This window comes from Pseudomonas sp. PAMC 29040, assembly GCF_003994535.1.
GTDB classification, from domain to species: domain Bacteria; phylum Pseudomonadota; class Gammaproteobacteria; order Pseudomonadales; family Pseudomonadaceae; genus Aquipseudomonas; species Aquipseudomonas paraversuta.
Genome location: NZ_RZAA01000003.1, coordinates 453,303 through 479,237, shown reverse-complemented (window position 1 = coordinate 479,237; position 25,935 = coordinate 453,303). Strand labels below are relative to the sequence as shown.

Below are 25,935 nucleotides of genomic sequence, written 5' to 3'. Positions count from 1 at the left end.
AGCTCGCTGCTACAGGAAGAGGCCGGAGAAATAATTTATTACAACTCGGGGTTCGGGTTTTCCGCGGCTCATCCGTCCTACATGGATAAGCAATCGCTTCTCAATAGCGATCAAGTACCCGCCCAGCTGCGAGTTAGTCGTTTCCCATGTCCAAAAAATCCCGTTCAAAGCTCTGGTTCCTGGTCCACAGTTGGCTAACCCTGCCCATCTGGTTTTTTGTCCTGATTGTCTGTGTCACCGGCACCCTGGCCGTAGTCAGCCAGGAGATAGTGTGGCTGGCCACCCCTGAAGCCCGCGCCAGCCAACCGTCAGATGATGCGCCACTGCTCACTTACGAGCAGGTACTGAGCGCGATTCACCAGGCCGAACCGAAACTGGCAGTGCAGTCCATCAGCCGTCCCGATGAATCGCATTTCGCACTGGTGGCCGACGTGGTCTACCCGGACGGGCGCTCGCCTTCGCTATACATCAACCCGTACACCGGCGCCATCCAGGGCGAAAGCCCGAGTTTCAACTTCAAACAATTCACCCGGGCCCTGCACGGCTGGTGGCTGGTGCCCTTTACCAATGGCTACAGCTGGGGCTGGTACCTGGTGTCGTTTCTCGGCCTGCCATTGCTGGCATCGCTGGTGACCGGGCTGGTGGTCTACAAGAAGTTCTGGAAAGGTTTTTTCAAACCCAATCTGCGCTTCAAACATGGGGCACGGATTTTCTGGGGCGACTTCCATCGCCTGTGCGGCGTCTGGTCGATCTGGTTTATTGCAGTGATTTCCATCACCGGCCTGTGGTTTCTGATTCAGGCCTTTCTGTTTGATAACCAGATCTCCATCTCCACGGAAGGCATCCCCCCCGTGGTGGCGCGCCAGGATGTGCCGATCATGGCCAACGGTCAGCCCGCACCGCAGATCAGCCTCGACCAGGCAGTGAAGATTGCCGCGGAAAAAATTCCCGGCTTCGAAGCCAGCTTTGTCAGCTTGCCGGGCAATGCCTACGGCCATATTGAAGTGGGCGGCCCGGGCTGGTATCCGCTGCTGTTCCAGACCGCCGAAATCAACCCGTACAACGGCGCGATTGAAGGCTCGCGGATGATCGCCGACCGCTCCGGCCTGGAACTGGTAACCGAGTCGATGCGGCCGCTGCACACCGGCGACTTCGGCGGCCTGTGGGTCAAGCTGATCTGGTTCTTCTTCGGCCTGGTGCTGAGCATGATGGTGTTGAGCGGCCTGCTGATCTGGACCAAACGGACCGCACTGGCCACCGCCAACGCCCTTAAACGCAGCCATAAATCCCCGCGCCCGGCAGCAAGCCTGGCCGCCAGCTCCCATAAAAAACAACCCGCAGAGGCCAATGCATGAGCAAGACAGTGACTGCACAGCCCCCTTCCACCCTGAGCCGGCTGTGGCACAAATGGCGCTTTCACATAAACATCCTGCTGCTGTTGGTGCCGCTGGGGTTTATGCCCAAATACTTTGCCGATGCTTCGCTGTTCCGGGGTGACAGCGGCCTGGGCGAGCGTGACGTGGGCACGGTGCAGGTAGGGCCGTGGAGCCTGCAACTGGCTGAACTGCGCAATGAAGGCCCGCGCCCCGATGGCCCGGCAGGCTACATGAAGAGCTTTAACGCGGCGCTGAGCGACAGCTCCATCGATCAGGTCAAGGCTGCTTACCTGCGCATTGGCAAGCCGCGCAGCCTGCGGGCCGCCGGGGTGATTTTCTTCGGTACGCCGTATCGCATGGGCGCCACGCTGCCGATCCCCGAGCGGACCAGGGCCGACGCCGAGCTGTGGATCACCCTTGAAGGGTGGGACGGCTCGATGCATCAGGCATCCATTCCCCTGAGTCAGGCTTCCCCGGCAACCATGGCCTGGCTGGCCCAACGAGGTGCTAAACAATGAATTCGCGACTGTTCATACGCCCGGCCATGACAGCCGGGCTCCTGGCTTTGCTGGGCCTCAGCGGCCAGGCCCTGGCCCACAACCCGATGTGCGAGTGCAAAAGCGTCGAAGACGGGCAAATCCGCTGTACCGGCGGGTTTTCCGATGGCAGCGGCGCGCCGGGAGTGACCCTGGATGTGATCGGCTACGACGAGACCATCCTGGTACCGGGCAAGCTGGGGCCGGACTCGAGCATGACCTTCAAGCGCCCGGATGCCGAGTTTTACGTGCTGTTCGACGCGGGACCCGGGCACATCGTTGAAATCGATCAAGCCGATATCGAGACCCCATGACTACTCAAGTCGTACGCCCCGAAGGGGCCGGGCATGAAACCCTGTATGTGTTGCTCTTGTGCCTGCTGATTCTGGTCGTGGCCGGCTCAGTGGTGGCCTGGCGTCATGAATCCCTGGAAGTGACTGCAGTGGCCGCCCACCAGCTGGATGCACGGCGGGATCTGAACGCCGCCGAACAGGGCATCTACGCCGACCTGCGAGTGACCCTGGACGAGATTCTGCTGCTCAGTGAAGAGTCCGGCGCCCTGGCACACCCCGAGCAACTGGGCGCAGAAGGCTTTGCGCCCTTTGCCATCGATGCCAGCTCCGTCAGCCGGGGCAGCCACGCCTGGCAATTGCTGGGGGATAAAGCCTATCTGGGCATCAGTCCCGACCCTGGGGTGGCGGGCTCGTTTTTGCTGCGCATAGGCACCGACCCGGATGTGTGGCTAAACCGCAATCCCGGCGCCAGCGCCCCGACCGACTTCAGCGATGCCGCCCTGAACCGCAGCGGCTGGCAGCAAGTGATCGCGCAGTTCGATGCCGGGGTTACTCGCCAGCATCGGCACTGAACCCACCGTTTTACCTGAGGCTTGTCATGTCCATTGCATCTGTTTTGCGCCGCCGCAGCCTGCTGCTGGCCGGCCTGTTGGCCTTTTGCATTACCCCCCTGGCAGCTGCCGACGCCCCGCTGGCCAAACCGCTGCGCATCGGCATCACCCTGCATCCCTATTACAGCTACGTGGCCAATATCGTCGGCGACAAGGCCGAAGTGGTGCCGCTGATTCCCGCCGGTTTCAACCCCCATGCCTACGAGCCCCGAGCCGAAGACATCAAACGCATCGGCACACTGGATGTGATTGTGCTCAATGGCGTGGGGCATGACGACTTCGCCGACCGCATGATTGCAGCCAGCGAAAAACCCCAGATCGCGGTCATCGAAGCCAACCAGAATGTGCCGCTGCTGGCCGCCACCGGCAACGCTGCGCGAGGCGCAGGCAAGGTGGTCAACCCCCACACCTTCCTCTCGATCAGCGCCTCGATTGCCCAGGTCAATAACATCGCCCGCGAACTGGGCAAGCTCGACCCGGCCAACGCCAAAACCTACACCGCCAATGCCCGCGCCTACGGCAAACGCCTGCGCCAGATGCGCGCTGACGCACTGGCCAAGCTGACCGAGGCACCCAACGCTGACTTGCGGGTGGCCACGGTGCACGCCGCCTATGACTACCTGCTGCGCGAATTCGGCCTTGAAGTCACCGCCGTGGTCGAACCGGCGCACGGCATCGAGCCAAGCCCCAGCCAGCTGAAGAAAACCATCGATCAACTGCGGGATCTGGATGTGAAAGTGATCTTCTCCGAGATGGATTTCCCGTCCAGCTATGTCGACACCATTCAACGCGAGTCCGGGGTCAGGCTGTACCCGCTGTCGCATATTTCCTATGGCGACTACAGCGCCGACAAGTACGAAAAAGAAATGACCGGCAACCTCGACACCGTGGTCAGGGCCATCCAGGAGGCCGGAGCATGAGTGCCGCCGAACACCTGAGTGTTACCGCCAGCGGGCCCGGAATCGAGTTTGATCAAGTGTCCCTGACCCTGGGGCGCACCCTGATCCTCGACCAGGTCAGCTTCAGCATTCGCCCCGCCAGCGTGCATGCACTGGTCGGCCCCAACGGCGGCGGCAAAAGCTCGCTGATCAAAACCCTGCTCGGGCAAATGCCGCACCAGGGCCGCCTGGGCCTGAACTGGCCCGGTGAGCCGGGGCTGATCGGCTACGTGCCCCAGGCACTGGAGTTTGATCGCGGCTTGCCGATGACCGTCGACGACTTTATGGCTGCCATGTGCCAGCGGCGCCCGGCCTTTATGGGACTGTCGCCCAAGGTCGCTCCGGCCATTGGCGAGGCACTGGAGCGAGTGGGCATGCAGGACAAGCGCAAGCGGCGCATGGGCGCGTTGTCCGGTGGTGAGCGCCAGCGCGTGTTGTTGGCCCAGGGGCTGATTCCGGCCCCGCAACTGCTGGTTCTGGATGAACCGATGTCGGCCCTGGATGAAGCCGGGGCCCGGGTCTTTGAACGCTTGCTGGCGCACTGGCGCGCCAGCGGGGTGACGGTACTGTGGATCGAGCACGACCTGGCGGCCGTCAAGCGTCTGGCCGATCGCGTCACCGGGCTTAATCGCCAGGTGCTGTTCGATGGCCCACCGGAACAAACCCTCAGCCCGGAGCGCTTGCTGAGCCTGTTTTCGACCCATCCAGCAACCCGCGGGAGCACCCTTTGATGAGCTACGAAGCATTCCGTCTGATGGTTCAGGGCTGGGCTTCGGCCGGGTATCTGCCAGAGGTTCTGGCCTACGGTTTTGTGGTCAACGCCGTGCTTGCCGGGTTGCTGATCGGCCCGGTGCTGGGCGGCCTCGGTACGCTGGTGGTGGTCAAGCGTTTCGCCTTTTTCTCCGAAGCCGTAGGCCATGCTGCGCTGACGGGGGTGGCCATCGGCATATTGCTCGGCGAACCCTATACCGGCCCTTATGGCAGCCTGTTCGGCTATTGCCTGCTGTTCGGCATTTCACTCAATTACCTGCGCAACCGCACCGGCCTGGCCCCCGACACGCTGATCGGGGTGTTCCTCTCGGTGTCCCTGGCACTGGGTGCCAGCCTGCTGCTGATTCTGGCGGGCAAGATCAACGTGCACATCCTCGAAAACGTGTTGTTTGGCTCGGTATTGACGGTCAACGGCAACGACCTGCTGGTGCTGGCCATAGTCGGCGCGCTGGTTCTTGGCCTGAGTCTGACGCTGTACAACCGCATCATGCTCGCCAGTTTCAACCCGCAACTGGCTGCCGTACGCGGGGTGGCGGTCAAGACCCTGGACTATCTGTTCGTGATTCTGGTGACCCTGATTACCGTCGCGGCGGTCAAGGTGATCGGGGCCATTCTGGTGGGCGCCCTGCTGGTGATTCCGGCGGCGGCGGCACGCTTGCTCAGCCAGTCACTGAAAGGTTTTTTCTGGATTTCGGTGTTGATCGCAACCCTCAGTACCTTGTGCGGCATCTTGCTGCCCATCGTGTTCGACCTGCCCATTCCGTCCGGCGCCGCGATCATTCTGGTGGCCGGTATTGCTTTCGCCCTGGCAGCCATCGCCCGTGGCGTGGTACCCAGCCTGAAAGGGAATATTGGATAAATGTCTAGCCTACGCAAACTGACTCTGGCACTGGCCATCACCGGCCTGCTCAGCACCCCGCTGCAGGCGGCCGACACGAGCGGCGCGCCGCTGCGAATCCTCGCCAGCCTGCCGATTACCTACGGGCTGGGCCAACTGCTGGTCAAGGACAGCAACATCGCCCTGGAACGGGCGGCGGCGGCCAACTTGCCCGGCAGTCGCCAAAGCGCTTACTTCAGCGGTCGCGGCGCATCGGCCCTGCACCAGCTGGCGCTCAATGCCGATGCGGTGATCGGTCTGCGCTCGGTGTGGAGCGACGACCCGCTCTACCCCATGGCGCGGCGCAGCAATATCCGCATCGTTGAGGTCGACGCCGCCCGCCCGGTGGACGGCAGCCTGCCAGGCATCGCCCTGCAGCCGGGCAATCACCCCGACGGGCTGAACAGTCAGCCCTGGCTGGCCAGTAACAATATGGGACGAATGGCTGACGTGATCGCGGCAGACCTGGTGCGCCTGGCGCCGTCCGCCAAAGGGCAAATTGAAGCCAATCTGGCGAGCCTCAAACAGCGTCTGCTCAAACTCAGCGCCGATAGCGAAGCCAGACTGGCCGGGGCCGACAACTTGAGCGTGGTGAGCTTGTCGGACCGCCTGGAGTACTTGATTGGCGGGCTCAACCTGGAGCGTGTCGAGGTACACCACAAAGGCGATGAGCCATGGACGCCCGAGGCACTCAAGGCCTTGAGCCAGACCCTTGAGGACAATGACGTAGCCCTGGTACTGGATCACCGCCCGGCGTCCGCAGCGTTGCAGGCTGCGGTGACCGAAGGCGGCAGTGAACTGGTGGTGGTCAGCGCCGATGGCGCCGATCCGGTGGCGGAACTGCAAGGCAACATCGACGCAATTGTGAAAGTACTGACAACGACTGCAGACTAGCGGTCCTGGGTCAGCATCTTGTTGCGCCGTACAGAGCGGTAGGCCAGGCCCAGTACCACAAACCATACCGGCACCATATACAGCGCCTGCCGGGTGTCGTCCTCAAGGGCCAGCAGTACCAGGATGAAGACAAAGAAGGTCAGGCAAACCCAGACCATCAACTTGCCGCCCGGCATTTTGTAGCGCGATGCCTGGTGCAGGTGATCGCTTTTTTTGCGATATGCCAGGTAGGACAGCAGGATCATGGTCCAGACAAACATGAACAGGGTCGCCGAGACGGTGGTGATCAAGGTGAACGCGTCCATCAGGTTCGGCACCAGATAGATCACCAGCGCACCCGCCAGCAAACAGATGCAGGAAAAGATCAGACCGTTGGAGGGCACTGCCCGTCGGGAAAGATTTTTAAACTTGCTCGGCGCTTCGCCCTCCAGCGCCAGGCCGAACAGCATGCGACTGGTGGAGAACACCCCGCTGTTGGCCGATGAAGCCGCAGAGGTCAGTACCACAAAGTTGATGATGCCCGCGGCTGCAGGCAGGCCGGCGAGCATGAAGAGTTCGACGAAGGGGCTTTTGTTGGCGACCACATCGCGCCAGGGGGTAACGGCCAGGATCGCAATCAGCGCGAACACATAAAACATGATGATGCGCAGCGGAATTGAGTTGATCGCCCGTGGCAGGTTGCGTTCAGGGTTCTTGGTTTCCGCGGCAGTTGTACCCACCAGCTCGATACCGACAAAAGCAAAGACTGCAATCTGAAACCCGGCGAAAAAGCCCATCAGGCCATGGGGGAACATGCCGCCGTCATTCCACAGGTTGGCCACCGAGGCGGTGTTGCCGGTCGGCGACTGGAAAGCGGTAACCACCATGTACAGGCCGGTGCAGACCAGCGCGCAAATGGCCACGATCTTGATCATGGCAAACCAGAACTCCAGTTCACCGAACATTTTCACCGTGATCAAATTCAACGACAGCAGCAGCGCCACGCAAGCGATGGCCGGCAACCACAGCGGGATGTCCGGGAACCAGAACTGGGTATAGCCGGAAATCGCAATCACATCGGCAATGCCTGTCACGATCCAGCAAAACCAGTAAGTCCAGCCGGTGAAATAGCCGGCCCTGGGGCCCAGCAGGTCGGCCGAAAAATCAATGAAGGACTTGTAATTGAGGTTGGATAGCAACAGTTCGCCCATGGCGCGCATGACGAAAAACAGCATGAAGCCGATGATCATATAAACAAAAATGATCGAGGGGCCGGCCAGGCTGATGGTTTTACCCGAGCCCATGAACAGGCCGGTGCCGATGGCACCGCCAATGGCGATCAGTTGGATATGACGATTGGACAGACTGCGTTTGAGTTCAGGCTCCTCCCCGTCCGGTCGGTGATTCAGCGTTGAATCCTTCATTGTTTTTCTACCTTGAGTTCTTGGTCTTTTACGGGGTCCGCAAACCGGATAAACACGGTGTTTATCGGCCTGAAAGAAGGGCTGAGAGCATGCTTTGGCAGCGTCTGAAACACTGCACAAGCGCCTGTTAAAGCGCTGTCCCGGGCGTTTATTGGAGGGAGGGATCGTTCCAGAAAAATCGCTGAGCGACAAGATTCAGATCAATAAAACCCTTGAAAAAAAGCCAGCCCCTTACCCTGTGGGAGCTGGCTTGCCAGCGATGGGTCACCGGCACGTTCAGATAGTCCGAGGTGCCCATATCGCTGGCAAGCCGGCTCACATAGTCAGCTCAAGGGGTTTTCAACGGCATCCGCAGGTCAACCCGCAACCCGTCCGGTCGACTGTCGAAGTTCAGGTCGCCGCCACACCGCTCGACTATCGCCTGCACAATGGCCAGCCCCAGGCCACAGCCGTTGCTGTTGCCATTGCGCCAGAAGCGCTGGGTCATGTGTTGCAGGGTTTGCGGGGGGATGCCCGGCCCGTGGTCGCGCACCACAAAATGCACCGAGCGGCCCTCAACCCGCAGTTGCAGTTCGACCTGGGTATCTGCCGGGGTGTGACGCAGGGCGTTGTCCAACAGGTTGCGCAATGCGGCAATGGCCAGTACCGAAGGCACCTCCAGTGCCGTGCCCGGCAACCCTTCTGGCAGTTGCAGGTCAATGCGCTCGGCCGCCCCGCTCGCGGCATCGTGGATGGCCAGGCGTGCCACCTGCTCGGCCGAACACAGCACACCGTCATCGAACGACAAACTGCCCTCCACCCGCGCCAGCAGCAGCAATTGTTCAAGGGTTCGATGCAAGCGGTCAGTGGCGGCTTCAGCGTGGGCCAGGGACTTGTCACGCGCGGCGCCTTCGGTCATGCGTGCCACTTGCAGATGGGTCTTGATCGCCGTCAGCGGGCTGCGCAGTTCATGGGCAGCATCCCCCGTGAGGCGACGCTCGCGCTCGATGGCTTTGGCGATGCGCGACAACAGCTGGTTCTGGGAGTCGAGCAGCGGTTTCAGTTCACTGGGCAGCGGTTCGATCTGCAAGGGCTGCAACGAATCGGCATCGCGGCGCATCAAGGCTTCACGCATGCGCTTGAGAGGCGCCAGTCCCTGACCGATACCCAGCCACAACAACAGCAGGCAAACCATCAACGCCATGCCCACCGGCACCGAGGCCGCAAGCAATACCGAGAGGTTCAGCGCTTCGCGTTCGACCTGACGGTCAGCGGTGGTGATGCGTACATCGCCGCGGTCCAGGGTGAAAGTACGCCACACGGCACCATCGATTACCTGATCATGGAAACCGGCCGCCTCGGACTGCATCGGCTGGTCCGGATTGTTGTGGCTGCGGGCCAGAATCTCGCCGCGCAGGGAGCTGACCTGACAGGCCATGCCACCCGGAATGGTCAGTTGTTCAGCGCTGAAATGGGTGCCCTCGCCTTTGACCGGTAATTGCGGCAGCTGCTCCAGCAACCCCGCCACCATCCGCGCCGATGCCACCAGCCGCTGATCAAGGGAGAACATCATTTGTTGACGCAGGTCGCTGAGCATCCAGGCGGCGGCCAGGGCCCAGACCAGCACGAACGCCGAGCCGATGGTCAGGCTCAAACGCAGTCGCATACTCATCATGGCTGCCCGACACCATCGGCCGGGCCCAGGCGATAGCCCAGACCACGGACGGTTTCGACAATGCCATTGCCCAGCTTTCGGCGCAGGTGATGGATATGTACGTTCAGGGCATTGCTCTCCAGTTCGTCGCCAAAGCCATAGATGCTGTCCTTGAGCTGCTCGCTGGACAGCACCCGACCACGGTTGTGCAGCAAGGCTTGCAACAGCGCCTGCTCCCGGCGTGACAAGTCCACCGGCTGACCAGCAAGCAGGGTCACGCGGCTGCTGGGGTCATAGCTCAGCTGACCATGCTCGATCAGATTGACGCTGCGCCCGGCCACCCGGCGCAACAGGGTGTGCAAACGGGCCGCGAGCTCGCGCAGATCAAAGGGCTTGAGCAGGTAATCATCGGCTCCGGCCTGCAGGCCATCGACCCGGTCAGTCACCGAGTCCCGTGCGGTGAGCACCAGTACCGGCAGCTCGAAGCCTTGCTGACGCAGCTGTTGCAACAGCTTGAGGCCGTCTTCATCCGGCAGGCCGAGGTCGAGCACCATCACATCGAACTCCGCCACTTTGAGCATGGCCCTGGCCGCTGCTGCGGTGCCTACGTGCTCCACCGTCAGGCCCTGAGCCGTGAGCCCGGCCACAATGCCGCTGGCGATCAGTTCGTCATCTTCGCAAACCAGTACATGCATGCTGATACCCGCGTAAATGTGGCCGATTAAAAGGCGACAGGATTAAGGCCCGATTATGCCGTTAAAGGGCCGATGGCGGGCCAACTGACTGTACAACGTTTAATAATCAGTTAATGGGTTGCCAGCACTGTAGCGCCACTTGTGATTGCTTAAGGTTTTAAAGATGCGTTTGTTGATGACTTTGTTGCTGGTGTGTTTCGCCGGTCTGGCTCAAGCCAAGGGCACGGACGATCCTTTCGCACAGCCCGACTTCCTGCCTGCCAATAAAGCCTTCGAGTTCAGCTCTGAAGCCATGCCGTCCGGCGAAACCCGCCTGCACTGGAAGGTCGCCGACACCTATTACCTGTATCAAAAGCGCTTGAAGTTTGACGGCCTGGACGAAGCGCACAAGCCTGCGCTGCCACAAGGGCAGGAACACAGCGACGAGTTTTTTGGCGAGACCCAGGTCTATCGCGACAGCCTTGAATTGCTGATTCCGGCAGGTGCCAGCGGCCAGGTCAAAGTCAGCTGGCAAGGCTGTGCCGATGCCGGCCTGTGCTACCCGCCGCAGAGCCAGACAGTGGACCTGGGCGGCACTGCACCGGTTGCAGCGCAAGGCCAGGCTCAGGACCAGTCCCTGGCCGCCAGCTTGCAACAGAGCTCGCTGGGCTGGAGCTTGCTGCTGTTCTTCGGTTTGGGCCTGTTGCTGGCCTTTACTCCGTGCTCGCTGCCGATGCTGCCGATTCTGGCCGGACTGGTGGTGGGCAGCGGCGCCAGCGCCGGACGCGGCTTTGCAGTGGCAGGCAGTTACGTCATCAGCATGGCGCTGGTATATGCCGGGCTGGGCGTGCTGGCCGCACTGCTGGGCGCCAACTTGCAATCACTGCTGCAACAACCCTGGTTACTGGGCAGCTTTGCCGCCCTGTTCGTGGTGCTGTCGCTGCCAATGTTTGGCTTCTTCGAACTGCAATTGCCCGCAGCGCTGCGTGACCGGCTGGAAACCGCCGGCCGCGGGCGTAAAGGCGGGAGCCTGCTGGGTGCGGGCATTCTTGGCGCGCTGTCCGGCTTGCTGGTCGGCCCGTGCATGACCGCCCCGCTGGCCGGCGCCCTGCTGTATATCGCGCAAAGCGGCAATGCCGTGCAAGGTGGCCTGGTGCTGTTTGTGATGGGGCTCGGCATCGGCGTTCCACTGTTGCTGCTGGTCACCGTCGGCAGCCGCTTCCTGCCCAAGCCTGGGGCCTGGATGAACATGATGAAAGGCCTGTTCGGCTTCCTGTTCCTGGGCACGGCCCTGCTGCTGGTCCGCCCGGTGCTCGACGAATCCCTGTGGGTCGGCTTGTGGGGCGTGTTGCTGGTTCTGGTGGCGTGCAGCCTGTGGCAACAGGCGCAGACCTTCCTGCGCGCCAGAATGCTGTTCAGCCCGCTCAGTCTGCTGGCCGGTCTGTGGGGCAGCCTGCTACTGGTGGGAGCAGCCGGTGGCGGTTCCGATCTGTGGCAACCGTTGCAGGTGTATACCGCCAAAACAGTCGCCGGCAGCAGCGCCACGACTGCCCATGATGCCTTCATCACCATCAAGGACCCCGCCAGCCTCGAGCGCGAACTGGCCAGTGCCAAGGAACAAGGGCAATGGGTGTTGTTCGATTACTACGCCGACTGGTGTGTGTCCTGCAAAGTCATGGAAAAACAGGTCTTTGCCAAGCCTCAGGTGATGCAGGCGCTAGAGGGCGTGCGCCTGTTGCGTCTTGATGTGACCGCCGATAATGTCGCCAGCCGCGAATTGCTCAGCCGCTATCAAGTCCCCGGGCCTCCCAGCTTCATCTGGATCGGCCCCGACGGTGCAGAGCGACGTGGGCAACGCATCACCGGCGAAGTCAACGCCGAGACCTTTTTGAATAACTGGAATGCCACTCGGGAACTCCTCTAAATGCTCACTCTGACCATTGGTTCATTTGCCCTGGCCATCAACCACTTACTGCTGATACTGGCCCTCGCCCTGGCGACGCTGGTGGGTTGGCGGGTGGCCAAACGCGGTGGCGAAAACCCTGAGTCAGTGTTGTTCAGCCTGTTCTTGCTGGGTTTGCTGGTGGCCCGCATCGGCTTTGTGATCAGCTACTGGCGCTACTTCCAGAAGGACCTGCTGCAGATTCTCGACCTGCGCGACGGTGGTTTTGTGTTGTGGCCGGGGTTATTGGCGGTGGTGATCGGCGCAGTGATCTGGGGCTGGCGCCGCCAGGGGCTGCGGCGCCCTCTGGGCTGGGGGCTGGGTACTGGCCTGGCGTTCTGGCTGCTGGCCACGTTCTCGTCCAGCCTCTACGAACAAGGCACACGCATGCCCGAACTGGTGTTGCGCAATGCCAGTGGCGAATCGGTGCAACTGAGCAGTTATCAGGGCGGCCCGCTGGTCATCAACCTGTGGGCCACCTGGTGTCCGCCTTGCCGCCGGGAAATGCCGGTGCTGCAAAACGCTCAGCATCAACACCAGGACGTGACCTTCCTGTTCGTCAATCAGGGCGAGAGCATGCAGAGCGTCAGCACCTTCCTTGAAACCCAAGGTCTGAACCTCAGCAACGTGCTGTTCGACAGCGGCGGCCAACTGGCACAAAAAGTGGGTTCGATGGCCCTGCCCACTACCCTGTTCTACAGTCCTGAAGGCCGCCTGCTGGGCAGTCATCTGGGCGAGCTGTCCGAAGCCAGCCTGGCCCGTGCGCTGGAAAGCTTCGACCAGAACAATTCAATGTCGGCCCACCAGGCCGACCCTGCTAGGAATCTGCAAAAATGTTTAACCGCAAACTGCTAAACCTGAGCATAACCACCCTGCTGGGCGCCGCCCTGCTGCAATCGTCGCTGGTGCACGCTGAAGAGTGGCCGGCGCCGATCAAGAAGATTGAAGCCAAAGGTGCAAAAATCATTGGCAGTTTCGATGCGCCCAGCGGCATGCGTGGCTATGCCGCCCAGTACCAGAACCGTGGCATGGCCCTGTATCTGACCCCGGATGGCAAAAACGTGCTGGTGGGCAATCTGTATGACGCTGATGGCAAGGACCTGAGCCTGGCACCGCTGCAAAAGCTGGTGTACGAGCCGATGGCCAAGCAGGTCTGGGCCAATATGGAAAAGAGCAACTGGATTGCCGACGGCAAGAAAGATGCACCGCGCATCGTTTACCTGTTCAGCGACCCGAACTGCCCGTACTGCAACATGTTCTGGGAACAGGCCCGTCCATGGGTAGAGTCGGGCAAGGTACAGCTGCGCCATATCATGGTCGGCATCATCCGCGAAGACAGCCCGGCAAAATCTGCTGCGTTGCTGGCCGCCAAAGACCCGCAGCAGGCCCTGCACGAACATGAGCAAGCCGGCAAGGCCAGCAAGCTCAAGCCCCTGACCAAGATCCCGGCTGACGTTCAAGCCAAGCTGGATGCCAATGCACAGTTGATGACTGACCTCGATGTGTCGGCCACCCCGGCGATTTTCTACCTCGACGAACAAGGCAACCTGCAACAACAGCAAGGCGCACCGTCACCGGACAAACTGGTGAAAATCCTCGGTCCCAAATAACCCCGCAATGCCTGCAGGAGCAAGCTCGCTCCTGCAGATTTGCCTTGAGAACGGTTGTGCCGGACAGATCATGGGACCGGCCAATAGTGGCGTTTTAGAGGCACTGCCGGGCGATGTGAACAACCTCTCAATCCTCCATTTCAAGCGCCATTAATTCTCTTTCTCAATTGACAATAATTATCATTCAGCCTAATTTGTTGCGAGCTGTGTAGGACGCTTACCGAGCCCTGCACTCATTCACTCGCAACAGGTGATCTCCATGACGGAACAAGTGTCCACAAGCAGGTGCGACTCACCCCTACTCCAAGCCTTCGTTGATAACCGGCTGATCCTGGTCAAAATCGCAGCTCGTATCACCGGCTGCCGATCCAGGGCTGAAGATGTGGTGCAGGACGCTTTCTTCCGCTTGCAGTCTGCGCCGCAGATCACTTCATCATTCAAGGCGCAACTGAGTTACTTGTTCCAGATCGTGCGCAACCTGGCGATTGACCACTACCGCAAGCAGGCGCTCGAACAGAAGTATTCGGGAACTGAAGAGGAAGGTTTGAATGTGGTCATTCACGGCGCGTCTCCAGAAACCTCGCACATCAATTTTTCGACGCTGGAGCACATCGCGGTCGCCCTGACCGAACTGCCGAGCCGAACCCGTTATGCCTTCGAGATGTATCGCCTGCACGGCGTGCAGCAAAAAGATATCGCCAAGGAATTGGGAGTATCACCGACCCTGGTGAACTTCATGATTCGGGATGCGCTGGTGCATTGCCGAAAAGTGTCGGGAACCCAGCCGGATATCTTTGCCAGACACTGAGCCCCCCCACCTGCAGCAACTCGCTCCGGCAAATACCCGGCGCCCCTAGGGTACGGCCTGGGCCCCGGGTATTTGCGCGGGTACTTGGGCAATTTTATAAGGCGCGAAGATCGAGGCAAACTGGCCGTTGTCACGCAGCGCCTGCAGCATCTTCGCCAACTGCGCACCCTGGATCGGCGCCCGGGGACTCAATAATGCGTAGTGATGGTAGATATAGTCGACCCGGTCGGACACCAGCACCGTTGGTTCAATCTGCGGATTCTTGTTCAGCAGGTCGATGAGATGGGAACGGGTAATCAGCGCGATATCTGCCCGCCCGCGCAGGACCATCTGTAAATTGCTGGCGTGGGAGTAAGTCAGGCTGGCGTGGAATTTTTCAGTCAGGGCCTTGGGCGAAGTATTGAATCCGGCAAAGGCATAGTGATAGCCGTTAAAGAGCGCGAGCCGCTTGTTGGCCAGGTCGCCAAAATAGGTTTGCCCACGGCCTGGCTGGCGCTTGGCGACAAACACTTCGACATCTTCCAGCCCCATGTCTACCGGATTATGCGCAATGGTATTCCAGCCCCAGGTCGGGTTTTCGAATAGCACCATGTCCATGCGCCCCTGCTCGAACTCACGGTAGCGCCGAGCATTGGAGGTAGGGACGATGACGAAGTGGTAGTCCCCCTGCAATTGATTCAGGGCGTCGAGCAGTTGCGGCAACAGGCCGGTATCGACGCCGATTTCCGGGCGCACGGTATAGGGCGGAAAATGGGCCGCCCCCACTCTGACTTCCTGGACAGCCCAGGCGGGTGTCAGAAAAAATGTGCCCAAGGACAGCACTGCACAATGGACCATCCACACTGGCAAACACTTCAAAGCCATGCACCCCTGGTCGAGCCCATCACTGGAACTTATTGATCTGCGCACAACCTGACATCATGCGTGCGCGTAATTTAAGGGTGCACAGGTTATCAAGCAAGAGCCGGACCGGCCCACTACAAATTTGCGCTGCTTTAGCTACGCTCCCCTTCTCAACGCCGATGCTGTTTAAGGAAGCTGCACATGCCTCACTGGCTGGTTATTGACCTGGAAGCGACTACCGATGATGGCGGCTGGCCGATAGAAGAAATGGAAGTCATTGAAATCGGCGCCAGTGTAGTCACTCGAGCCGGGCGGGAGGTGGACCACTTCCAGCGCTTTATCCGCCCGCAACGGCGTCCGCTGCTGACCCCTTTTTGCCGTCATCTGACCCGTATCACCCAGGCCAATATTGATGCCGGGGCTCCGCTGCCGCAGGTCTGGGAGCAGTTCGAGCGCTGGCTCGGCCAGCACCTGCCCAAACTTGAAGGCTGGGCCAGCTGGGGTGACTACGACCGCAAGCAGCTGGAGCAGGAATGGCAGCAGAAAAAACTCGACAGTGCGCTGGCTCGTTTGCCACACATGAACCTCAAGCAGCAATTTGCCCAGGCCCGCCAGCTAAAGAGTGCGCCGGGGCTTAACAGTGCCCTGCAACTGGCAGGCATGCAGTTCAACGGGCAGCAGCATCGGGCACTGGAAGATGCCCGTAACACTGCCCGCCTGTTGCCGCTGATCCTCAAGGTTTAGCGGCCATAAAATGGCGTGACGGGATAAAACGGCTTCTGCATACTGGCCAGCCCTTTTTAGCCCATTCCGAGGAATCGCCATGTTTAAAGTCAACGAATACTTCGACGGTACCGTCAAGTCGATTGCCTTCGCACAAGCCGAAGGCAAAGCCACCATTGGCGTCATGGCCCCGGGTGAATACGAGTTCGGCACCGCCGAGCGCGAAATCATGCACGTGGTATCGGGCGAGTTGAGCGTCAAACTGCCAGGCAGCGAGCAGTGGCAGACTTTCGCCACCGGCAGCCAGTTCAACGTACCGGCCAACAGCAAGTTCCAGCTCAAGGTCGTGGTTGAGACTGCTTACCTGTGTGAATACCGCTAAAAATCTGTAGGAGCGAGCTTGCTCGCGAGCTGTTTAAAGAGCTCGCGAGCAAGCTCGCTCCTACACGTCATTGCGTGCCCATATCCACATTGAACTGCAACGCCGCCAGCCGCGCATACAGCGGGTTGCTGGCGATCAATTGCGCGTGGGTACCTATCGCCACCAGCTTGCCCTGATCCATCACCGCAATCCGGTCGGCATTTTGTACGGTGGCCAGGCGGTGGGCGATGACCAGCGTGGTGCGGCCTTGCATCAGGCTCGGCAGGGCTTGCTGGATCAAGTGCTCACTTTGCGCATCGAGGGCACTGGTGGCCTCATCCAGTAGCAGAATCGGCGCATCCACCAGCAGCGCCCGGGCAATGGCCAACCGTTGACGCTGCCCGCCAGACAAGCCCAGACCGCCATCTCCCAGATGGGTTTTATAACCCTCGGGCATTTGCTGTATGAAATCGTGGGCATGGGCAATCCGTGCCGCGGCTTCGACCTGGGCGTCGGTAGCCAGGGCATTGCCATAGCGGATGTTGTCTTCAATGGTGCCGAAAAACAGGGCCGGGGTTTGCGCCACCAGTGCAAAGCAACGGCGCAGGTCGTGGGGGTCCAGCCGGGTAATGGGCAGACCTTCGAGCAGGACCTGGCCCGCCTGGGGATCGTAAAAACGCAGCAGCAAATCGAACAACGTCGACTTGCCTGCCCCCGATGGCCCCACCAGAGCCAGGGTTTCGCCCGCATTGATCGTTAGGCTCAGCCCTTCAATGGCATAGCTTTCAGGCCGTGACGGATAAGAAAAGTACAGGTTCTCAAGCTGCAAGTTACCGGCCACCCGCCGGGGCAATACCAGCAAATCGCTGCTCGGCGCCATGATCAGGCTTTTCGATTGCAGCAGCTCGGCAATTCGCTCAGCTGCTCCCGCAGCCTGTTGCAGCTCGCCGATCACCTCGCTCAGGGTGCCAAAGGCACTGCCGACGATCAGGCTGTAAAACACGAATGCCGCCAGCTCGCCGCCGGTAATGCGCCCCGCGATCACGTCCATGCCGCCGACCCACAGCATCACGCCGACCGCCCCCAGCACCAGCAGGATCACCAGGGTAATCAGCCATGAGCGCTGCAGGATGCGTTTGCGGGCGGTGGCAAATGCATTTTCGACGGTGCTGGCAAAGCGCTGTTGATCCTGCTGTTGGTGGTTGTAAGCCTGGACCGTTTTGATCTGGCCCAGGGCTTCGGCCACGTAGCTGCCGACATCGGCGATACGATCCTGGCTCTGGCGCGACAAGGTACGCACGCGGCGGCCAAAGAACAGGATCGGCACCAGTACCAGTGGCAGCGCGACCACCACGATGCTGGTGAGTTTGGGATTGGTGATAAACAGCAGGATCACACCACCTATCACCATCAGGCTGTTGCGCAGGAACAGGGACAAGGACGACCCGATCACCGATTGCAACAGCGTGGTGTCAGTGGTCAGCCGCGACTGGATTTCCGAACTGCGATTGTTCTCATAAAAGCCCGGATGCAGGCCGATCAGGTGGTTGAACACCTGTCGCCGGATATCAGCCACCACCCGTTCACCAATCCAGGACACCAGATAGAAGCGCACAAATGTACCCACCGACAAAGCCAGCACCAGCAGCAGAAAATAACCGATGGACTGGTTGAGCAAGTGTGGCGACTGGGTCATGAAGCCTTTGTCGACCAGCAGACGAATGCCCTGCCCCATCGAAAGGGTGACACCCGCAGTGACGATCAGGGCCAGCAAGGCACCCACCGCCTGCCAACGATAAGGCGCTACAAAATGGGCGGCCAAGCGAATGGCCCGGCGTTGACGCGAAGAAAGCATGGAAGGCATCCAGAAGAAAGCGTGAAACAGCCTACAACGAAGTCAGCTGCGCAGAGCTAAACCTTTCTCAATCGTTTTGAATATGACCTGAGACAACAAGCCATAGGCATTATCGTTCTAAAGTGAGGGTGGAAGTTTCAGGATATTTCTGTTGGACTGGGTCCGTCGCCAAGCCATGTCACAGCTTGGTCACTAAACGGACCTAAAGTAGCGAGACACCCTGATGAGGAGACAGGCCATGGATTTGCAACACAATGCTCAAGCGGTTCCAGTGATTCGTACGCAAGCCAAGCAATCACTGGGGTGCGCCATTATCGATGAAAATGGCCAGGAAATTTCGATCACTGAAGAGATGATTCAGGACGCCTGCCACGAACTGGAGCTGCGTCTGGTCAAACCTGTGCACAAAGACTGATCCTCGGCGGGAGCGCGGCTTGCCCGCGATGCAGGCGACGGGGTTTAACCGGGTTCCATGCGTCGCGCGGCCCACTCCTGCAACAGCGCTCAGAACATACAACGGCCCCGCTGAAAGGGCCGTTTTTTTGTGCCCGGTGCTTAAACCAACACCCCGCCCAGCGCCTTGACCAATTGCTTCAAGGCCACCGACTCGCCCTCGACATGCACCTCCAGGCCTTCTATCTCACGACGTACCGGATAGTTTTTGCGTAATCCGTCAAACGCCAGCTTCTGCTCTTCGACGCTGCCGATCAGGCTGCGGCGAAAGTCCGCATCATCGCGACGCGGGTCATAGACACCCCGACACAGCATGGCCAGGGCCCAGCCCGGATCAGTATTGGCACTCAGTGCGACCCTCGCCAGCCAGGGTGCCGGCAACAAGTCTGACAGGCTGACCACAGCCGGCTGCCCGAGGAAGTCGCACAGTGCCTGATAGATCTGCGCCGTGCCCCGCTGCTTGCCATCCAGGCTGTAGCCGGCGATATGAGGCGTCGCCAGCACACACATGTCCGCCAGTTGCAGATCCACCTCAGGCTCGTGCTCCCACACATCGAGCACTGCCTGCAGGTCATCGCGCCGGGTCAGGACTTCGCGCAGCGCCTTATTGTCGAGCACCGGACCGCGACTGGCGTTGATCAGCCAGGTCCCCGGCTTGAGCCGGTCCAGGCGCTGGCGGTCAAGCAAATGCCGGGTCGGGAAGCTGCCGCTGGTGCTTAACGGAGTATGCAAACTGAGCACATCGCAGTGCTCGATGATGTGTTCAAGGCTGACGTAGTCGCCACCTTCAGCCGCCTGGCGCGGTGGATCGCAGACCAGTACCTTGAGGCCCAGTGCCCGCAACACATCGACCAGACGCCCGCCCACCTGCCCGGCGCCAATAACCCCGTAGGTGCGCTGAATAAGATCGACACCTTCGATTTCGGCCAGGGTCAGCAGGCTGCCGAGCACGTAGTCCACCACGCCGCGGGCATTGCAGCCCGGGGCACTGGACCACGCAATACCTGCCTGTTCAAAGTAATCGAGATCAAAATGGTCGGTGCCAATGGTGCAGGTACCGACAAAACGTACCGCACTGCCTTCCAGCAAGTCGCGATCGACCCTGGTCACCGAGCGCACCAGCAACACATCCGCAGCATGCACGTCTGCACGCGTGATCTGGCGTCCCGGCAGACGGCGTATTTCACCGAAGCCGGCAAAGAACTCTTCGATCAGCGGAATATTTTCGTCAGCAACAATCAACATGGCAGGCTCCTTTGGCGGAGTGGCAGTGTAGGCGTTGTAGTCATCAATGGGCCAGCAAGCTGTGCCAAGCACTTTCAATCGCGCTTACAAAGCCCCTACAACTCAAGGTTTGCCGAGCTCCGGGGCAGGCGTACAATCGCCGGCTTTGCGCGTTAAACACTGTGGATGCACGCTTGTGAACTCTGTCACTGATAACACCCCTGCCGCCCCTGTCAGCCGCCCGGCCCGGGTTCGCACGGAAGTGCGGGCGCTATTGGCGCTGGCGTTTCCGATCATCATTTCCCAAGTGGCCACCACGGCCATGGGTTTTGTCGATGCCGTCATGGCCGGACGCGTCGGGCCTCGGGACCTGGCGGCCGTGGCCCTGGGCAATTCGATCTGGATACCGGTGTTTCTGTTGATGTCTGGCATCCTGCTGGCCACCACGCCCAAGGTTGCCCAGCGCTTTGGCGCCAACAATCACCGGGAGATCGGCCCGATCGTGCGCCAGGCCCTGTGGCTGGCGCTGATTACCGGGCTGTGCGCGACATTTATCCTGCTGGGTGCAGAGCCGCTGTTACATCTGATGAAAGTCGCCCCGGACCTGATTGAACCCTGCATGGGCTATTTGCACGGGATCGCCAGCGGCATGCCGGCGGTGGGGCTGTATTGCGTGCTGCGTAACTTCAGTGATGGCCTGGGCCGTACGCGGCCAAGCATGGTGCTGGGGTTGTGTGCCCTGGCGCTGAACATCCCCATCAACTACGTGTTCATTTATGGGCACTTTGGGGTCCCGGCCATGGGTGGCGTGGGCTGTGGCTGGGCGACGGCCATTGTAATGTGGTTTATGGCCCTGGGCATGGTGGCCTGGACCTGGCGTGGTGCGATCTACCAGTCGAGCCGGGTATACAGCCGTTTTGAATGGCCGCAATGGGCAGTCATCAAGCGTTTGCTGAGTGTGGGGCTACCGATCGGCATTGCAGTATTTGCCGAGTCGAGCATTTTTGCGGTGATTGCCCTGTTGATCGGCAGCTTGGGGGCAACGGTGGTGGCAGGCCATCAAATCGCTCTGAACTTCAGCTCGCTGGTGTTTATGATCCCCTACTCCCTGGGCATGGCAATCACCGTCCGCGTGGGCCAGGCACTGGGGCGCCAGCAACCGCGCGAAGCACGTTTCGTCGCCGGGGTCGGCATGGGCACTGCGCTGGTATGGGCGGGCATCTCTGCCAGTCTGATCCTGTTGTTGCGCGAGCAGATTGCCACCGTCTACACGGCCGATCCGCTGGTGATCGAGGTGGCGACCATGCTGTTGATGTTTGCCGCCCTGTATCAGTTTTCGGATGTGATTCAGGTGACTGCGGCGGGCGCATTGCGCGGCTATCAGGACACGCGGGTGACGATGATCCTGACCCTGTTCGCGTATTGGGGGATTGGTTTGCCGGTGGGCTATGCGCTGGGCCTGACCGACTGGTTCGGCCCGGCCAATGGCCCCAGCGGGCTGTGGCAGGGCCTGATTGTGGGCCTGACCTGCGCGGCGCTGATGCTCAGCGTACGCCTGACCCGCAGCGCCAAAGAGCGGATTCGCATGGCATAGACCCACACTGCAGGAGCGAGCAAGCTCGCTCCTGCAGGATCTTGCTCAGTCCTGCTTCTTGCGAATCCAGTACAGGTACTTGCCCGCCTCTTCCTGCTGCCCTACCAGTTCGTGGTCGAGAAACACGCAGAACTTGGGGATGTCACGCCGGGTCGAGGGATCGGTGGCGATGACTTTCAGCAAACCGCCCGGTACCAGGTCACGAATGTGCTGGTGCAGCATCATCACCGGTTCTGGACAGTTAAGGCCGGTAGCGTCCAGAGTGCCGTCAACCGGCAAATCAGCAAAACTCATCAGTTACTCCTGAATCAACGGGATTTGGTTTTTTTCACGTCCAGTCGACGCAAATGGCAGGTCACTTCTTCGCGGTCGTGGTACAGCTGCTTGCAGCCGATTTCGACCTGGATACCGCGCTCCTTGAAACCGTCAGCAATGCGATCAAGCAAACGCCGCACTTCGGCATAACGCTGTTTCATCGGCAATTTCAAGTTGACCACCGCTTCGCGGCAATGACCTTCTCCGATCCACTCTTCGAGCATCGCCGCATTACGCGCAGGCTTTTCCACGATATCGCAGACCATCCAGTCCACCGGCTGCCTGGGCTTGAAGGTGAACCCATCCGCCATCAAGTGCTGCACCAGTCCGGTGTCCATCAGGCTTTCTGCCATCGGGCCGTTGTCGATGGCGGTGACGATCATGCCGCGATTGACCAACTGCCAGGTCCAGCCGCCGGGTGCTGCGCCAAGGTCAACCCCGGTCATGTCACTGTGCAGGCGCTCATCCCACTGGTCGCGGGGGATGAAGTGGTGCCAGGCTTCTTCCAGCTTGAGGGTCGAACGACTAGGCGCTTCACGGGGAAATTTCAACCGCGGGATGCCCATGGGCCACATGGCACAGTTGTTCGACTCGGCCAGACCAAGGAACAGTTCGCGTCCACTTTTAACGGTCAACAGCAGCCGCGGCTTCTGCTCATCGTCCTCCACCAGCTTGCCGGCCTTGATCAGGGCTTTGCGCAGGTGAGCATCGAACTTCTTGCAGAAGTTGGACAGCTCCTTGCCGTCATTGGTATCGACCATTTCCAGCCACAGGCTGCCACAGACCGGAAAGTCGGCCATGTGCCCGAGAATCACGCTGATGCGGTCGGTTTCCGGCAGTTCGATAAAACCGCCCCGGGCCCATTGACGCGGGAAAATCAGTTCGGCAAAACGCAAACCGCGCATCAGGCGTTCGGCGCCGCCTTCTTCGGTACAGACAAATTCGGCACAGGCACTGCTCGGCTTGGCCTTGGCATAACCAGAGACATTGAGGCGGGCAGCATGCTCGGCGATTTCGGAGCAGACTTCTCCCTCAAAACCGGGCCGGCAGTGCATAAAAACGGTGTTCATTGAATTACTCCTGGGCAGCAGGCGGGAATTGGCCGGCTGCGCATCCTTGATTTGGAGCAAGGACTGTCACGAAAAGGCCAGCATGATAACTGAGTTCGGAACCTTGAACCCTTATAGACAGTCCAGTTATTAGCCAGATCAATGATTCAGGGCTACGTTAGAAGCTCTGTTCGTTCCACACGATCCGTACCGTGCGGATCAAAAGGAGTCATTTCATGTCCTCCCTTGATAGCCTGAACACCCTCGCCACACTAAAAGTCGACGATAAGACTTATCACTATTTCAGCCTGCCGCTTGCCGCCAAGTCACTGGGGGATTTAAGCCAGCTGCCCATGTCGCTCAAAGTGCTGCTGGAGAACCTGCTGCGCTGGGAAGACGGCAAGACCGTCACCGAACCGGATCTCAAGGCACTGGCCGCCTGGCTCAAGGCGCGGCGCAGCGACCGGGAAATCCAGTACCGCCCGGCCCGGGTGTTGATGCAGGACTTTACCGGCGTGCCGGCGGTGGTCGACCTGGCCGCCATGCGTGCGGCGATGGCCAGGGCCGGAGGCGATCCACAGCGAATCAATCCGCTGTCCCCGGTAGACCTGGTGATTGACCACTCGGTAATGGTCGACAAATTTGCCAGCCCCAGTGCCTTTGAACAAAACGTTGATATTGAGATGGAGCGCAACGGCGAACGTTATGCGTTCCTGCGCTGGGGCCAGGATGCCTTCGACAATTTCAGCGTGGTACCGCCCGGCACCGGGATTTGCCATCAGGTGAACCTGGAGTACCTGGGACGGACAGTCTGGACCAAGGACGAAGACGGCCGCACTTATGCGTTCCCGGACACCCTGGTCGGTACCGACTCCCACACCACCATGATCAATGGCCTGGGTGTACTGGGCTGGGGCGTGGGCGGGATTGAAGCCGAAGCCGCGATGCTCGGCCAGCCGGTTTCGATGCTGATCCCGGAAGTGGTGGGTTTCAAACTCAGCGGCAAACTCAAAGAAGGCATCACCGCCACCGACCTGGTGCTGACGGTGACGCAAATGCTGCGCAGCAAGGGGGTTGTCGGCAAGTTCGTCGAGTTTTTCGGCGATGGACTGGCGGATCTGCCCCTGGCTGACCGCGCCACCATTGCCAACATGGCACCGGAATATGGCGCCACCTGCGGGTTTTTCCCGGTCGATCAAATCACCCTGGACTATCTACGCCTGTCCGGGCGCCCCGAGGCCGCCGTGAAACTGGTCGAGGCCTACTGCAAAGCCCAGGGACTGTGGCGCTTGCCGGGCCAAGAGCCGGTCTTCAGCGAAACCCTGGCACTGGACATGGGCAGCGTCGAAGCCAGCCTGGCCGGGCCAAAGCGCCCCCAAGACCGGGTTTCGCTGCCCAATGTCAGCCAAGCTTTTGACGAGTTTATGAGCCTACAATTCAAACCGGCCAATAAAGAAGAAGGCCGCCTTGAAAGTGAAGGCGGTGGTGGCGTGGCCGTGGGCAATGCCGACTTGATCGGTGAAGTGGACTACAGCGTTGAAGGTCAGACCTATCGCCTGAAAAACGGCGCGGTGGTGATCGCGGCCATTACCTCCTGCACCAACACCTCCAACCCGAGTGTGATGATGGCTGCCGGGCTGGTGGCCAAAAAAGCCGTTGAAAAAGGCCTGAAAAGCCAGCCGTGGGTGAAAACTTCCCTGGCGCCCGGCTCCAAGGTGGTGACTGACTACTACAAGGCCGCAGGCCTGACCCAGTACCTCGACCAGTTGGGCTTCGCCCTGGTGGGCTACGGCTGCACTACCTGCATCGGCAACTCCGGGCCGTTGCCCGAGCCGATCGAAAAAGCCATCACCCAGTCTGACCTGACCGTGGCTTCGGTGTTGTCGGGCAACCGCAACTTTGAAGGACGCGTGCACCCTCTGGTGAAAACCAACTGGCTGGCCTCGCCACCGCTGGTGGTCGCCTACGCCCTGGCCGGCAGCGTGCGTATTGATATCAGCACTCAACCGCTGGGCACCGGTAAAGACGGCAAACCGGTATACCTGCGCGATATCTGGCCGAGCCAGAAAGAAATCGCCGATGCCGTGGCACAGGTGACTACCGCCATGTTCCACAAGGAATACGCCGAGGTGTTTGCCGGTGACGAACAATGGCAGGCCATTGAGGTGCCACAGGCCGCAACCTATGTCTGGCAGAAAGATTCGACTTACATCCAGCATCCCCCTTTCTTCGATGACATCGACGGCCCGCTACCGGTGATCAAGGACGTCAAGGGTGCCCGGGTGCTGGCGTTGCTTGGCGACTCGGTCACCACCGACCACATCTCCCCTGCCGGCAATATCAAGGCGGACAGCCCGGCCGGACGCTATCTGCGCGAGAAAGGCGTCGAACCGCGGGACTTCAACTCCTATGGTTCGCGGCGCGGTAACCATGAAGTGATGATGCGCGGCACCTTTGCCAACATCCGCATTCGCAACGAAATGCTCGGCGGCGAAGAAGGTGGCAATACGATCTTCATCCCGAGCGGCGAAAAGCTACCAATCTATGATGCGGCGATGCGTTATCAGGCAGCAGGGACACCACTGGTGGTGATTGCCGGCCAGGAATACGGCACCGGTTCCAGTCGCGACTGGGCGGCCAAAGGCACCAACCTGCTGGGGGTCAAAGCGGTGATTGCCGAGAGTTTTGAACGCATCCACCGCTCGAACCTGGTGGGCATGGGCGTGCTGCCGCTGCAATTCAAACTGGACCAGAATCGCAAGAACCTGAAACTCACCGGCAAGGAAACCCTGGATATCCTGGGGCTGACGGATGCCGAACTGCAGCCAAGGATGAACCTGACGCTGGTCATCACCCGCGAGGATGGTCAACAGGAAAAAATCGAAGTGCTGTGCCGCATCGACACCCTGAATGAGGTGGAATACTTCAAGGCAGGCGGGATCCTGCACTATGTATTGCGCCAGTTGATTGCCTCCTGAAACGCTCTGGCTACCTCTGGCCGGTCCCGTAGAAAAGCTCGCTCCTGCAGGTGGGGTTGTGTCAGTGAGATCGTATACCGCGACATAGGTTAACCTTGTGCAGGAGCGAGCTTGTCTCGCGATGTATCCTCAGCGCCCCGATCTGCATTCGGGGCGTTTTTTTAACAATTACAA

The 25,935-nt window shown here is 60.1% G+C and carries 25 protein-coding genes; 17 read left to right on the top strand and 8 right to left on the bottom strand.

The annotated features are described in order from the left end of the window. Window positions 1-146 precede the first annotated feature (146 nt). From WG29040_RS07530 to WG29040_RS07495, 8 genes are read left to right on the top strand one after another with little or no spacing between them, the layout of a single operon-like run. Window positions 147-1,355: a PepSY domain-containing protein gene (locus WG29040_RS07530; RefSeq protein WP_127195937.1), complete on the top strand. Its 1,209-nt coding sequence runs from the start codon at window positions 147-149 to the stop codon at window positions 1,353-1,355. Next, complete coding sequence (locus tag WG29040_RS07525; RefSeq protein WP_003447302.1) at window positions 1,352-1,894, top strand: hypothetical protein; 543 nt, start codon at window positions 1,352-1,354, stop codon at window positions 1,892-1,894. Before WG29040_RS07530 ends, WG29040_RS07525 begins: the two co-directional genes overlap by 4 nt. A 26-nt stretch (window positions 1,895-1,920) precedes the next feature. Beyond that, window positions 1,921-2,226: a hypothetical protein gene (locus WG29040_RS07520; protein ID WP_369826388.1), complete on the top strand. Its 306-nt coding sequence runs from the start codon at window positions 1,921-1,923 to the stop codon at window positions 2,224-2,226. Beyond that, window positions 2,223-2,777, top strand: coding sequence for a DUF6162 family protein (locus WG29040_RS07515; RefSeq protein WP_127195936.1), 555 nt, complete (start codon window positions 2,223-2,225; stop codon window positions 2,775-2,777). The genes WG29040_RS07520 and WG29040_RS07515 overlap by 4 nt, the downstream gene beginning before the upstream one ends. A gap of 26 nt (window positions 2,778-2,803) precedes the next feature. After that, a complete protein-coding gene (locus tag WG29040_RS07510) occupies window positions 2,804-3,736 on the top strand; it encodes a metal ABC transporter substrate-binding protein (RefSeq protein WP_010656151.1) in 933 nt (310 codons plus the stop codon). Then, window positions 3,733-4,485: a metal ABC transporter ATP-binding protein gene (locus tag WG29040_RS07505; protein ID WP_010656152.1), complete on the top strand. Its 753-nt coding sequence runs from the start codon at window positions 3,733-3,735 to the stop codon at window positions 4,483-4,485. The genes WG29040_RS07510 and WG29040_RS07505 overlap by 4 nt, the downstream gene beginning before the upstream one ends. Beyond that, a complete protein-coding gene (locus WG29040_RS07500) occupies window positions 4,485-5,384 on the top strand; it encodes a metal ABC transporter permease (RefSeq protein WP_127195935.1) in 900 nt (299 codons plus the stop codon). The genes WG29040_RS07505 and WG29040_RS07500 overlap by 1 nt, the downstream gene beginning before the upstream one ends. Further along, entirely contained in the window at window positions 5,385-6,296 is a 912-nt protein-coding gene (locus WG29040_RS07495; RefSeq protein WP_127195934.1) for a metal ABC transporter solute-binding protein, Zn/Mn family, read from the top strand. It begins immediately after the preceding gene. Here WG29040_RS07495 and cycA read toward each other — a convergent pair. The 3 genes from cycA to WG29040_RS07480 form a co-directional block, all read right to left on the bottom strand. After that, window positions 6,293-7,699, bottom strand: a complete 1,407-nt coding sequence (cycA, locus tag WG29040_RS07490) for a D-serine/D-alanine/glycine transporter (protein ID WP_003447275.1) — start codon at window positions 7,697-7,699, stop codon at window positions 6,293-6,295. The genes WG29040_RS07495 and cycA overlap by 4 nt on opposite strands. Window positions 7,700-8,027: 328 nt before the next feature. Next, window positions 8,028-9,353 (bottom strand): ATP-binding protein, encoded by a 1,326-nt coding sequence (locus WG29040_RS07485; protein WP_029612472.1) that lies wholly within the window; start codon window positions 9,351-9,353, stop codon window positions 8,028-8,030. Continuing rightward, window positions 9,350-10,027 (bottom strand): response regulator, encoded by a 678-nt coding sequence (locus tag WG29040_RS07480; protein ID WP_003447260.1) that lies wholly within the window; start codon window positions 10,025-10,027, stop codon window positions 9,350-9,352. The genes WG29040_RS07485 and WG29040_RS07480 overlap by 4 nt, the downstream gene beginning before the upstream one ends. Before the next feature lie 163 nt (window positions 10,028-10,190). Here WG29040_RS07480 and dsbD point away from each other — a divergent pair, with 163 nt between their 5' ends. The 4 genes from dsbD to WG29040_RS07460 all read left to right on the top strand — a co-directional run bounded on the left by dsbD (window position 10,191) and on the right by WG29040_RS07460 (window position 14,366). Continuing rightward, a complete protein-coding gene (gene dsbD, locus WG29040_RS07475) occupies window positions 10,191-11,930 on the top strand; it encodes a protein-disulfide reductase DsbD (RefSeq protein WP_127195933.1) in 1,740 nt (579 codons plus the stop codon). Continuing rightward, window positions 11,931-12,803 (top strand): TlpA disulfide reductase family protein, encoded by an 873-nt coding sequence (locus WG29040_RS07470; RefSeq protein WP_003447255.1) that lies wholly within the window; start codon window positions 11,931-11,933, stop codon window positions 12,801-12,803. Next, window positions 12,782-13,558, top strand: a complete 777-nt coding sequence (dsbG, locus tag WG29040_RS07465; protein WP_003447252.1) for a thiol:disulfide interchange protein DsbG — start codon at window positions 12,782-12,784, stop codon at window positions 13,556-13,558. Before WG29040_RS07470 ends, dsbG begins: the two co-directional genes overlap by 22 nt. A 259-nt stretch (window positions 13,559-13,817) precedes the next feature. Beyond that, window positions 13,818-14,366 carry an RNA polymerase factor sigma-70 gene (locus WG29040_RS07460; protein ID WP_003447249.1) on the top strand — a complete coding sequence of 183 codons (549 nt, stop codon included), beginning with the start codon at window positions 13,818-13,820 and terminating at the stop codon, window positions 14,364-14,366. A 45-nt stretch (window positions 14,367-14,411) separates the two neighbouring features. On the opposite strand, the gene WG29040_RS07455 is transcribed toward WG29040_RS07460, so the two are convergent. After that, the gene (locus tag WG29040_RS07455) at window positions 14,412-15,230 is read right to left on the bottom strand and encodes a substrate-binding periplasmic protein (protein WP_369826376.1); all 819 of its coding nucleotides are present in this window, start codon (window positions 15,228-15,230) and stop codon (window positions 14,412-14,414) included. Between the two features lie 180 nt (window positions 15,231-15,410). Here WG29040_RS07455 and WG29040_RS07450 point away from each other — a divergent pair, with 180 nt between their 5' ends. Both WG29040_RS07450 and WG29040_RS07445 read left to right on the top strand, forming a co-directional pair. Then, window positions 15,411-15,953, top strand: a complete 543-nt coding sequence (locus tag WG29040_RS07450) for an exonuclease domain-containing protein (RefSeq protein ID WP_003447245.1) — start codon at window positions 15,411-15,413, stop codon at window positions 15,951-15,953. Between the two features lie 79 nt (window positions 15,954-16,032). Next, window positions 16,033-16,314 (top strand): pyrimidine/purine nucleoside phosphorylase, encoded by a 282-nt coding sequence (locus WG29040_RS07445; protein WP_010656155.1) that lies wholly within the window; start codon window positions 16,033-16,035, stop codon window positions 16,312-16,314. 67 nt (window positions 16,315-16,381) lie between these two features. On the opposite strand, the gene WG29040_RS07440 is transcribed toward WG29040_RS07445, so the two are convergent. Beyond that, window positions 16,382-18,157 carry an ABC transporter transmembrane domain-containing protein gene (locus tag WG29040_RS07440; RefSeq protein WP_165439657.1) on the bottom strand — a complete coding sequence of 592 codons (1,776 nt, stop codon included), beginning with the start codon at window positions 18,155-18,157 and terminating at the stop codon, window positions 16,382-16,384. 229 nt (window positions 18,158-18,386) lie between these two features. On the opposite strand from WG29040_RS07440, the gene WG29040_RS24315 reads away from it, so the two are divergent. Then, on the top strand, window positions 18,387-18,563 hold the full coding sequence (locus WG29040_RS24315; RefSeq protein ID WP_003447239.1) for a PA1571 family protein: 177 nt from the start codon (window positions 18,387-18,389) through the stop codon (window positions 18,561-18,563). 140 nt (window positions 18,564-18,703) lie between these two features. Here WG29040_RS24315 and pdxB read toward each other — a convergent pair whose 3' ends face one another. Next, entirely contained in the window at window positions 18,704-19,846 is a 1,143-nt protein-coding gene (gene pdxB / locus WG29040_RS07435) for a 4-phosphoerythronate dehydrogenase PdxB (RefSeq protein ID WP_003447236.1), read from the bottom strand. A gap of 175 nt (window positions 19,847-20,021) precedes the next feature. Between pdxB and WG29040_RS07430 the strand changes: the two genes are divergently transcribed. Further along, window positions 20,022-21,419, top strand: a complete 1,398-nt coding sequence (locus tag WG29040_RS07430) for an MATE family efflux transporter (protein ID WP_127195932.1) — start codon at window positions 20,022-20,024, stop codon at window positions 21,417-21,419. A 45-nt stretch (window positions 21,420-21,464) separates the two neighbouring features. Here WG29040_RS07430 and tusA read toward each other — a convergent pair whose 3' ends face one another. After that, on the bottom strand, window positions 21,465-21,713 hold the full coding sequence (tusA, locus tag WG29040_RS07425) for a sulfurtransferase TusA (protein WP_003447233.1): 249 nt from the start codon (window positions 21,711-21,713) through the stop codon (window positions 21,465-21,467). A gap of 14 nt (window positions 21,714-21,727) precedes the next feature. Next, the gene (gene rlmM, locus WG29040_RS07420) at window positions 21,728-22,804 is read right to left on the bottom strand and encodes a 23S rRNA (cytidine(2498)-2'-O)-methyltransferase RlmM (RefSeq protein ID WP_003447232.1); all 1,077 of its coding nucleotides are present in this window, start codon (window positions 22,802-22,804) and stop codon (window positions 21,728-21,730) included. A 215-nt stretch (window positions 22,805-23,019) separates the two neighbouring features. Between rlmM and acnA the strand changes: the two genes are divergently transcribed. Continuing rightward, a complete protein-coding gene (gene acnA / locus WG29040_RS07415) occupies window positions 23,020-25,761 on the top strand; it encodes an aconitate hydratase AcnA (protein WP_003447230.1) in 2,742 nt (913 codons plus the stop codon). The last annotated feature ends 174 nt before the right edge of the window (window positions 25,762-25,935 follow it).

Excerpts from the sequence above, each read along its gene's own strand:
- WG29040_RS24315 (WP_003447239.1), top strand. The coding sequence starts at position 18,387 with ATGGATTTGCAACACAATGCTCAAGCGGTTCCAGTGATTCGTACGCAA.
- cycA (WP_003447275.1), bottom strand. The coding sequence starts at position 7,699 with ATGAAGGATTCAACGCTGAATCACCGACCGGACGGGGAGGAGCCTGAA.
- dsbD (WP_127195933.1), top strand. The coding sequence starts at position 10,191 with ATGCGTTTGTTGATGACTTTGTTGCTGGTGTGTTTCGCCGGTCTGGCT.
- WG29040_RS07440 (WP_165439657.1), bottom strand. The coding sequence starts at position 18,157 with ATGCCTTCCATGCTTTCTTCGCGTCAACGCCGGGCCATTCGCTTGGCC.
- WG29040_RS07460 (WP_003447249.1), top strand. The coding sequence starts at position 13,818 with ATGACGGAACAAGTGTCCACAAGCAGGTGCGACTCACCCCTACTCCAA.
- WG29040_RS07455 (WP_369826376.1), bottom strand. The coding sequence starts at position 15,230 with ATGGCTTTGAAGTGTTTGCCAGTGTGGATGGTCCATTGTGCAGTGCTG.
- WG29040_RS07520 (WP_369826388.1), top strand. The coding sequence starts at position 1,921 with ATGACAGCCGGGCTCCTGGCTTTGCTGGGCCTCAGCGGCCAGGCCCTG.
- WG29040_RS07495 (WP_127195934.1), top strand. The coding sequence starts at position 5,385 with ATGTCTAGCCTACGCAAACTGACTCTGGCACTGGCCATCACCGGCCTG.
- WG29040_RS07485 (WP_029612472.1), bottom strand. The coding sequence starts at position 9,353 with ATGATGAGTATGCGACTGCGTTTGAGCCTGACCATCGGCTCGGCGTTC.
- tusA (WP_003447233.1), bottom strand. The coding sequence starts at position 21,713 with ATGAGTTTTGCTGATTTGCCGGTTGACGGCACTCTGGACGCTACCGGC.
- WG29040_RS07470 (WP_003447255.1), top strand. The coding sequence starts at position 11,931 with ATGCTCACTCTGACCATTGGTTCATTTGCCCTGGCCATCAACCACTTA.
- acnA (WP_003447230.1), top strand. The coding sequence starts at position 23,020 with ATGTCCTCCCTTGATAGCCTGAACACCCTCGCCACACTAAAAGTCGAC.
- WG29040_RS07500 (WP_127195935.1), top strand. The coding sequence starts at position 4,485 with ATGAGCTACGAAGCATTCCGTCTGATGGTTCAGGGCTGGGCTTCGGCC.
- pdxB (WP_003447236.1), bottom strand. The coding sequence starts at position 19,846 with ATGTTGATTGTTGCTGACGAAAATATTCCGCTGATCGAAGAGTTCTTT.
- WG29040_RS07480 (WP_003447260.1), bottom strand. The coding sequence starts at position 10,027 with ATGCATGTACTGGTTTGCGAAGATGACGAACTGATCGCCAGCGGCATT.
- WG29040_RS07515 (WP_127195936.1), top strand. The coding sequence starts at position 2,223 with ATGACTACTCAAGTCGTACGCCCCGAAGGGGCCGGGCATGAAACCCTG.
- WG29040_RS07510 (WP_010656151.1), top strand. The coding sequence starts at position 2,804 with ATGTCCATTGCATCTGTTTTGCGCCGCCGCAGCCTGCTGCTGGCCGGC.
- WG29040_RS07445 (WP_010656155.1), top strand. The coding sequence starts at position 16,033 with ATGTTTAAAGTCAACGAATACTTCGACGGTACCGTCAAGTCGATTGCC.
- rlmM (WP_003447232.1), bottom strand. The coding sequence starts at position 22,804 with ATGAACACCGTTTTTATGCACTGCCGGCCCGGTTTTGAGGGAGAAGTC.
- WG29040_RS07450 (WP_003447245.1), top strand. The coding sequence starts at position 15,411 with ATGCCTCACTGGCTGGTTATTGACCTGGAAGCGACTACCGATGATGGC.
- WG29040_RS07530 (WP_127195937.1), top strand. The coding sequence starts at position 147 with ATGTCCAAAAAATCCCGTTCAAAGCTCTGGTTCCTGGTCCACAGTTGG.
- WG29040_RS07525 (WP_003447302.1), top strand. The coding sequence starts at position 1,352 with ATGAGCAAGACAGTGACTGCACAGCCCCCTTCCACCCTGAGCCGGCTG.
- dsbG (WP_003447252.1), top strand. The coding sequence starts at position 12,782 with ATGTTTAACCGCAAACTGCTAAACCTGAGCATAACCACCCTGCTGGGC.
- WG29040_RS07505 (WP_010656152.1), top strand. The coding sequence starts at position 3,733 with ATGAGTGCCGCCGAACACCTGAGTGTTACCGCCAGCGGGCCCGGAATC.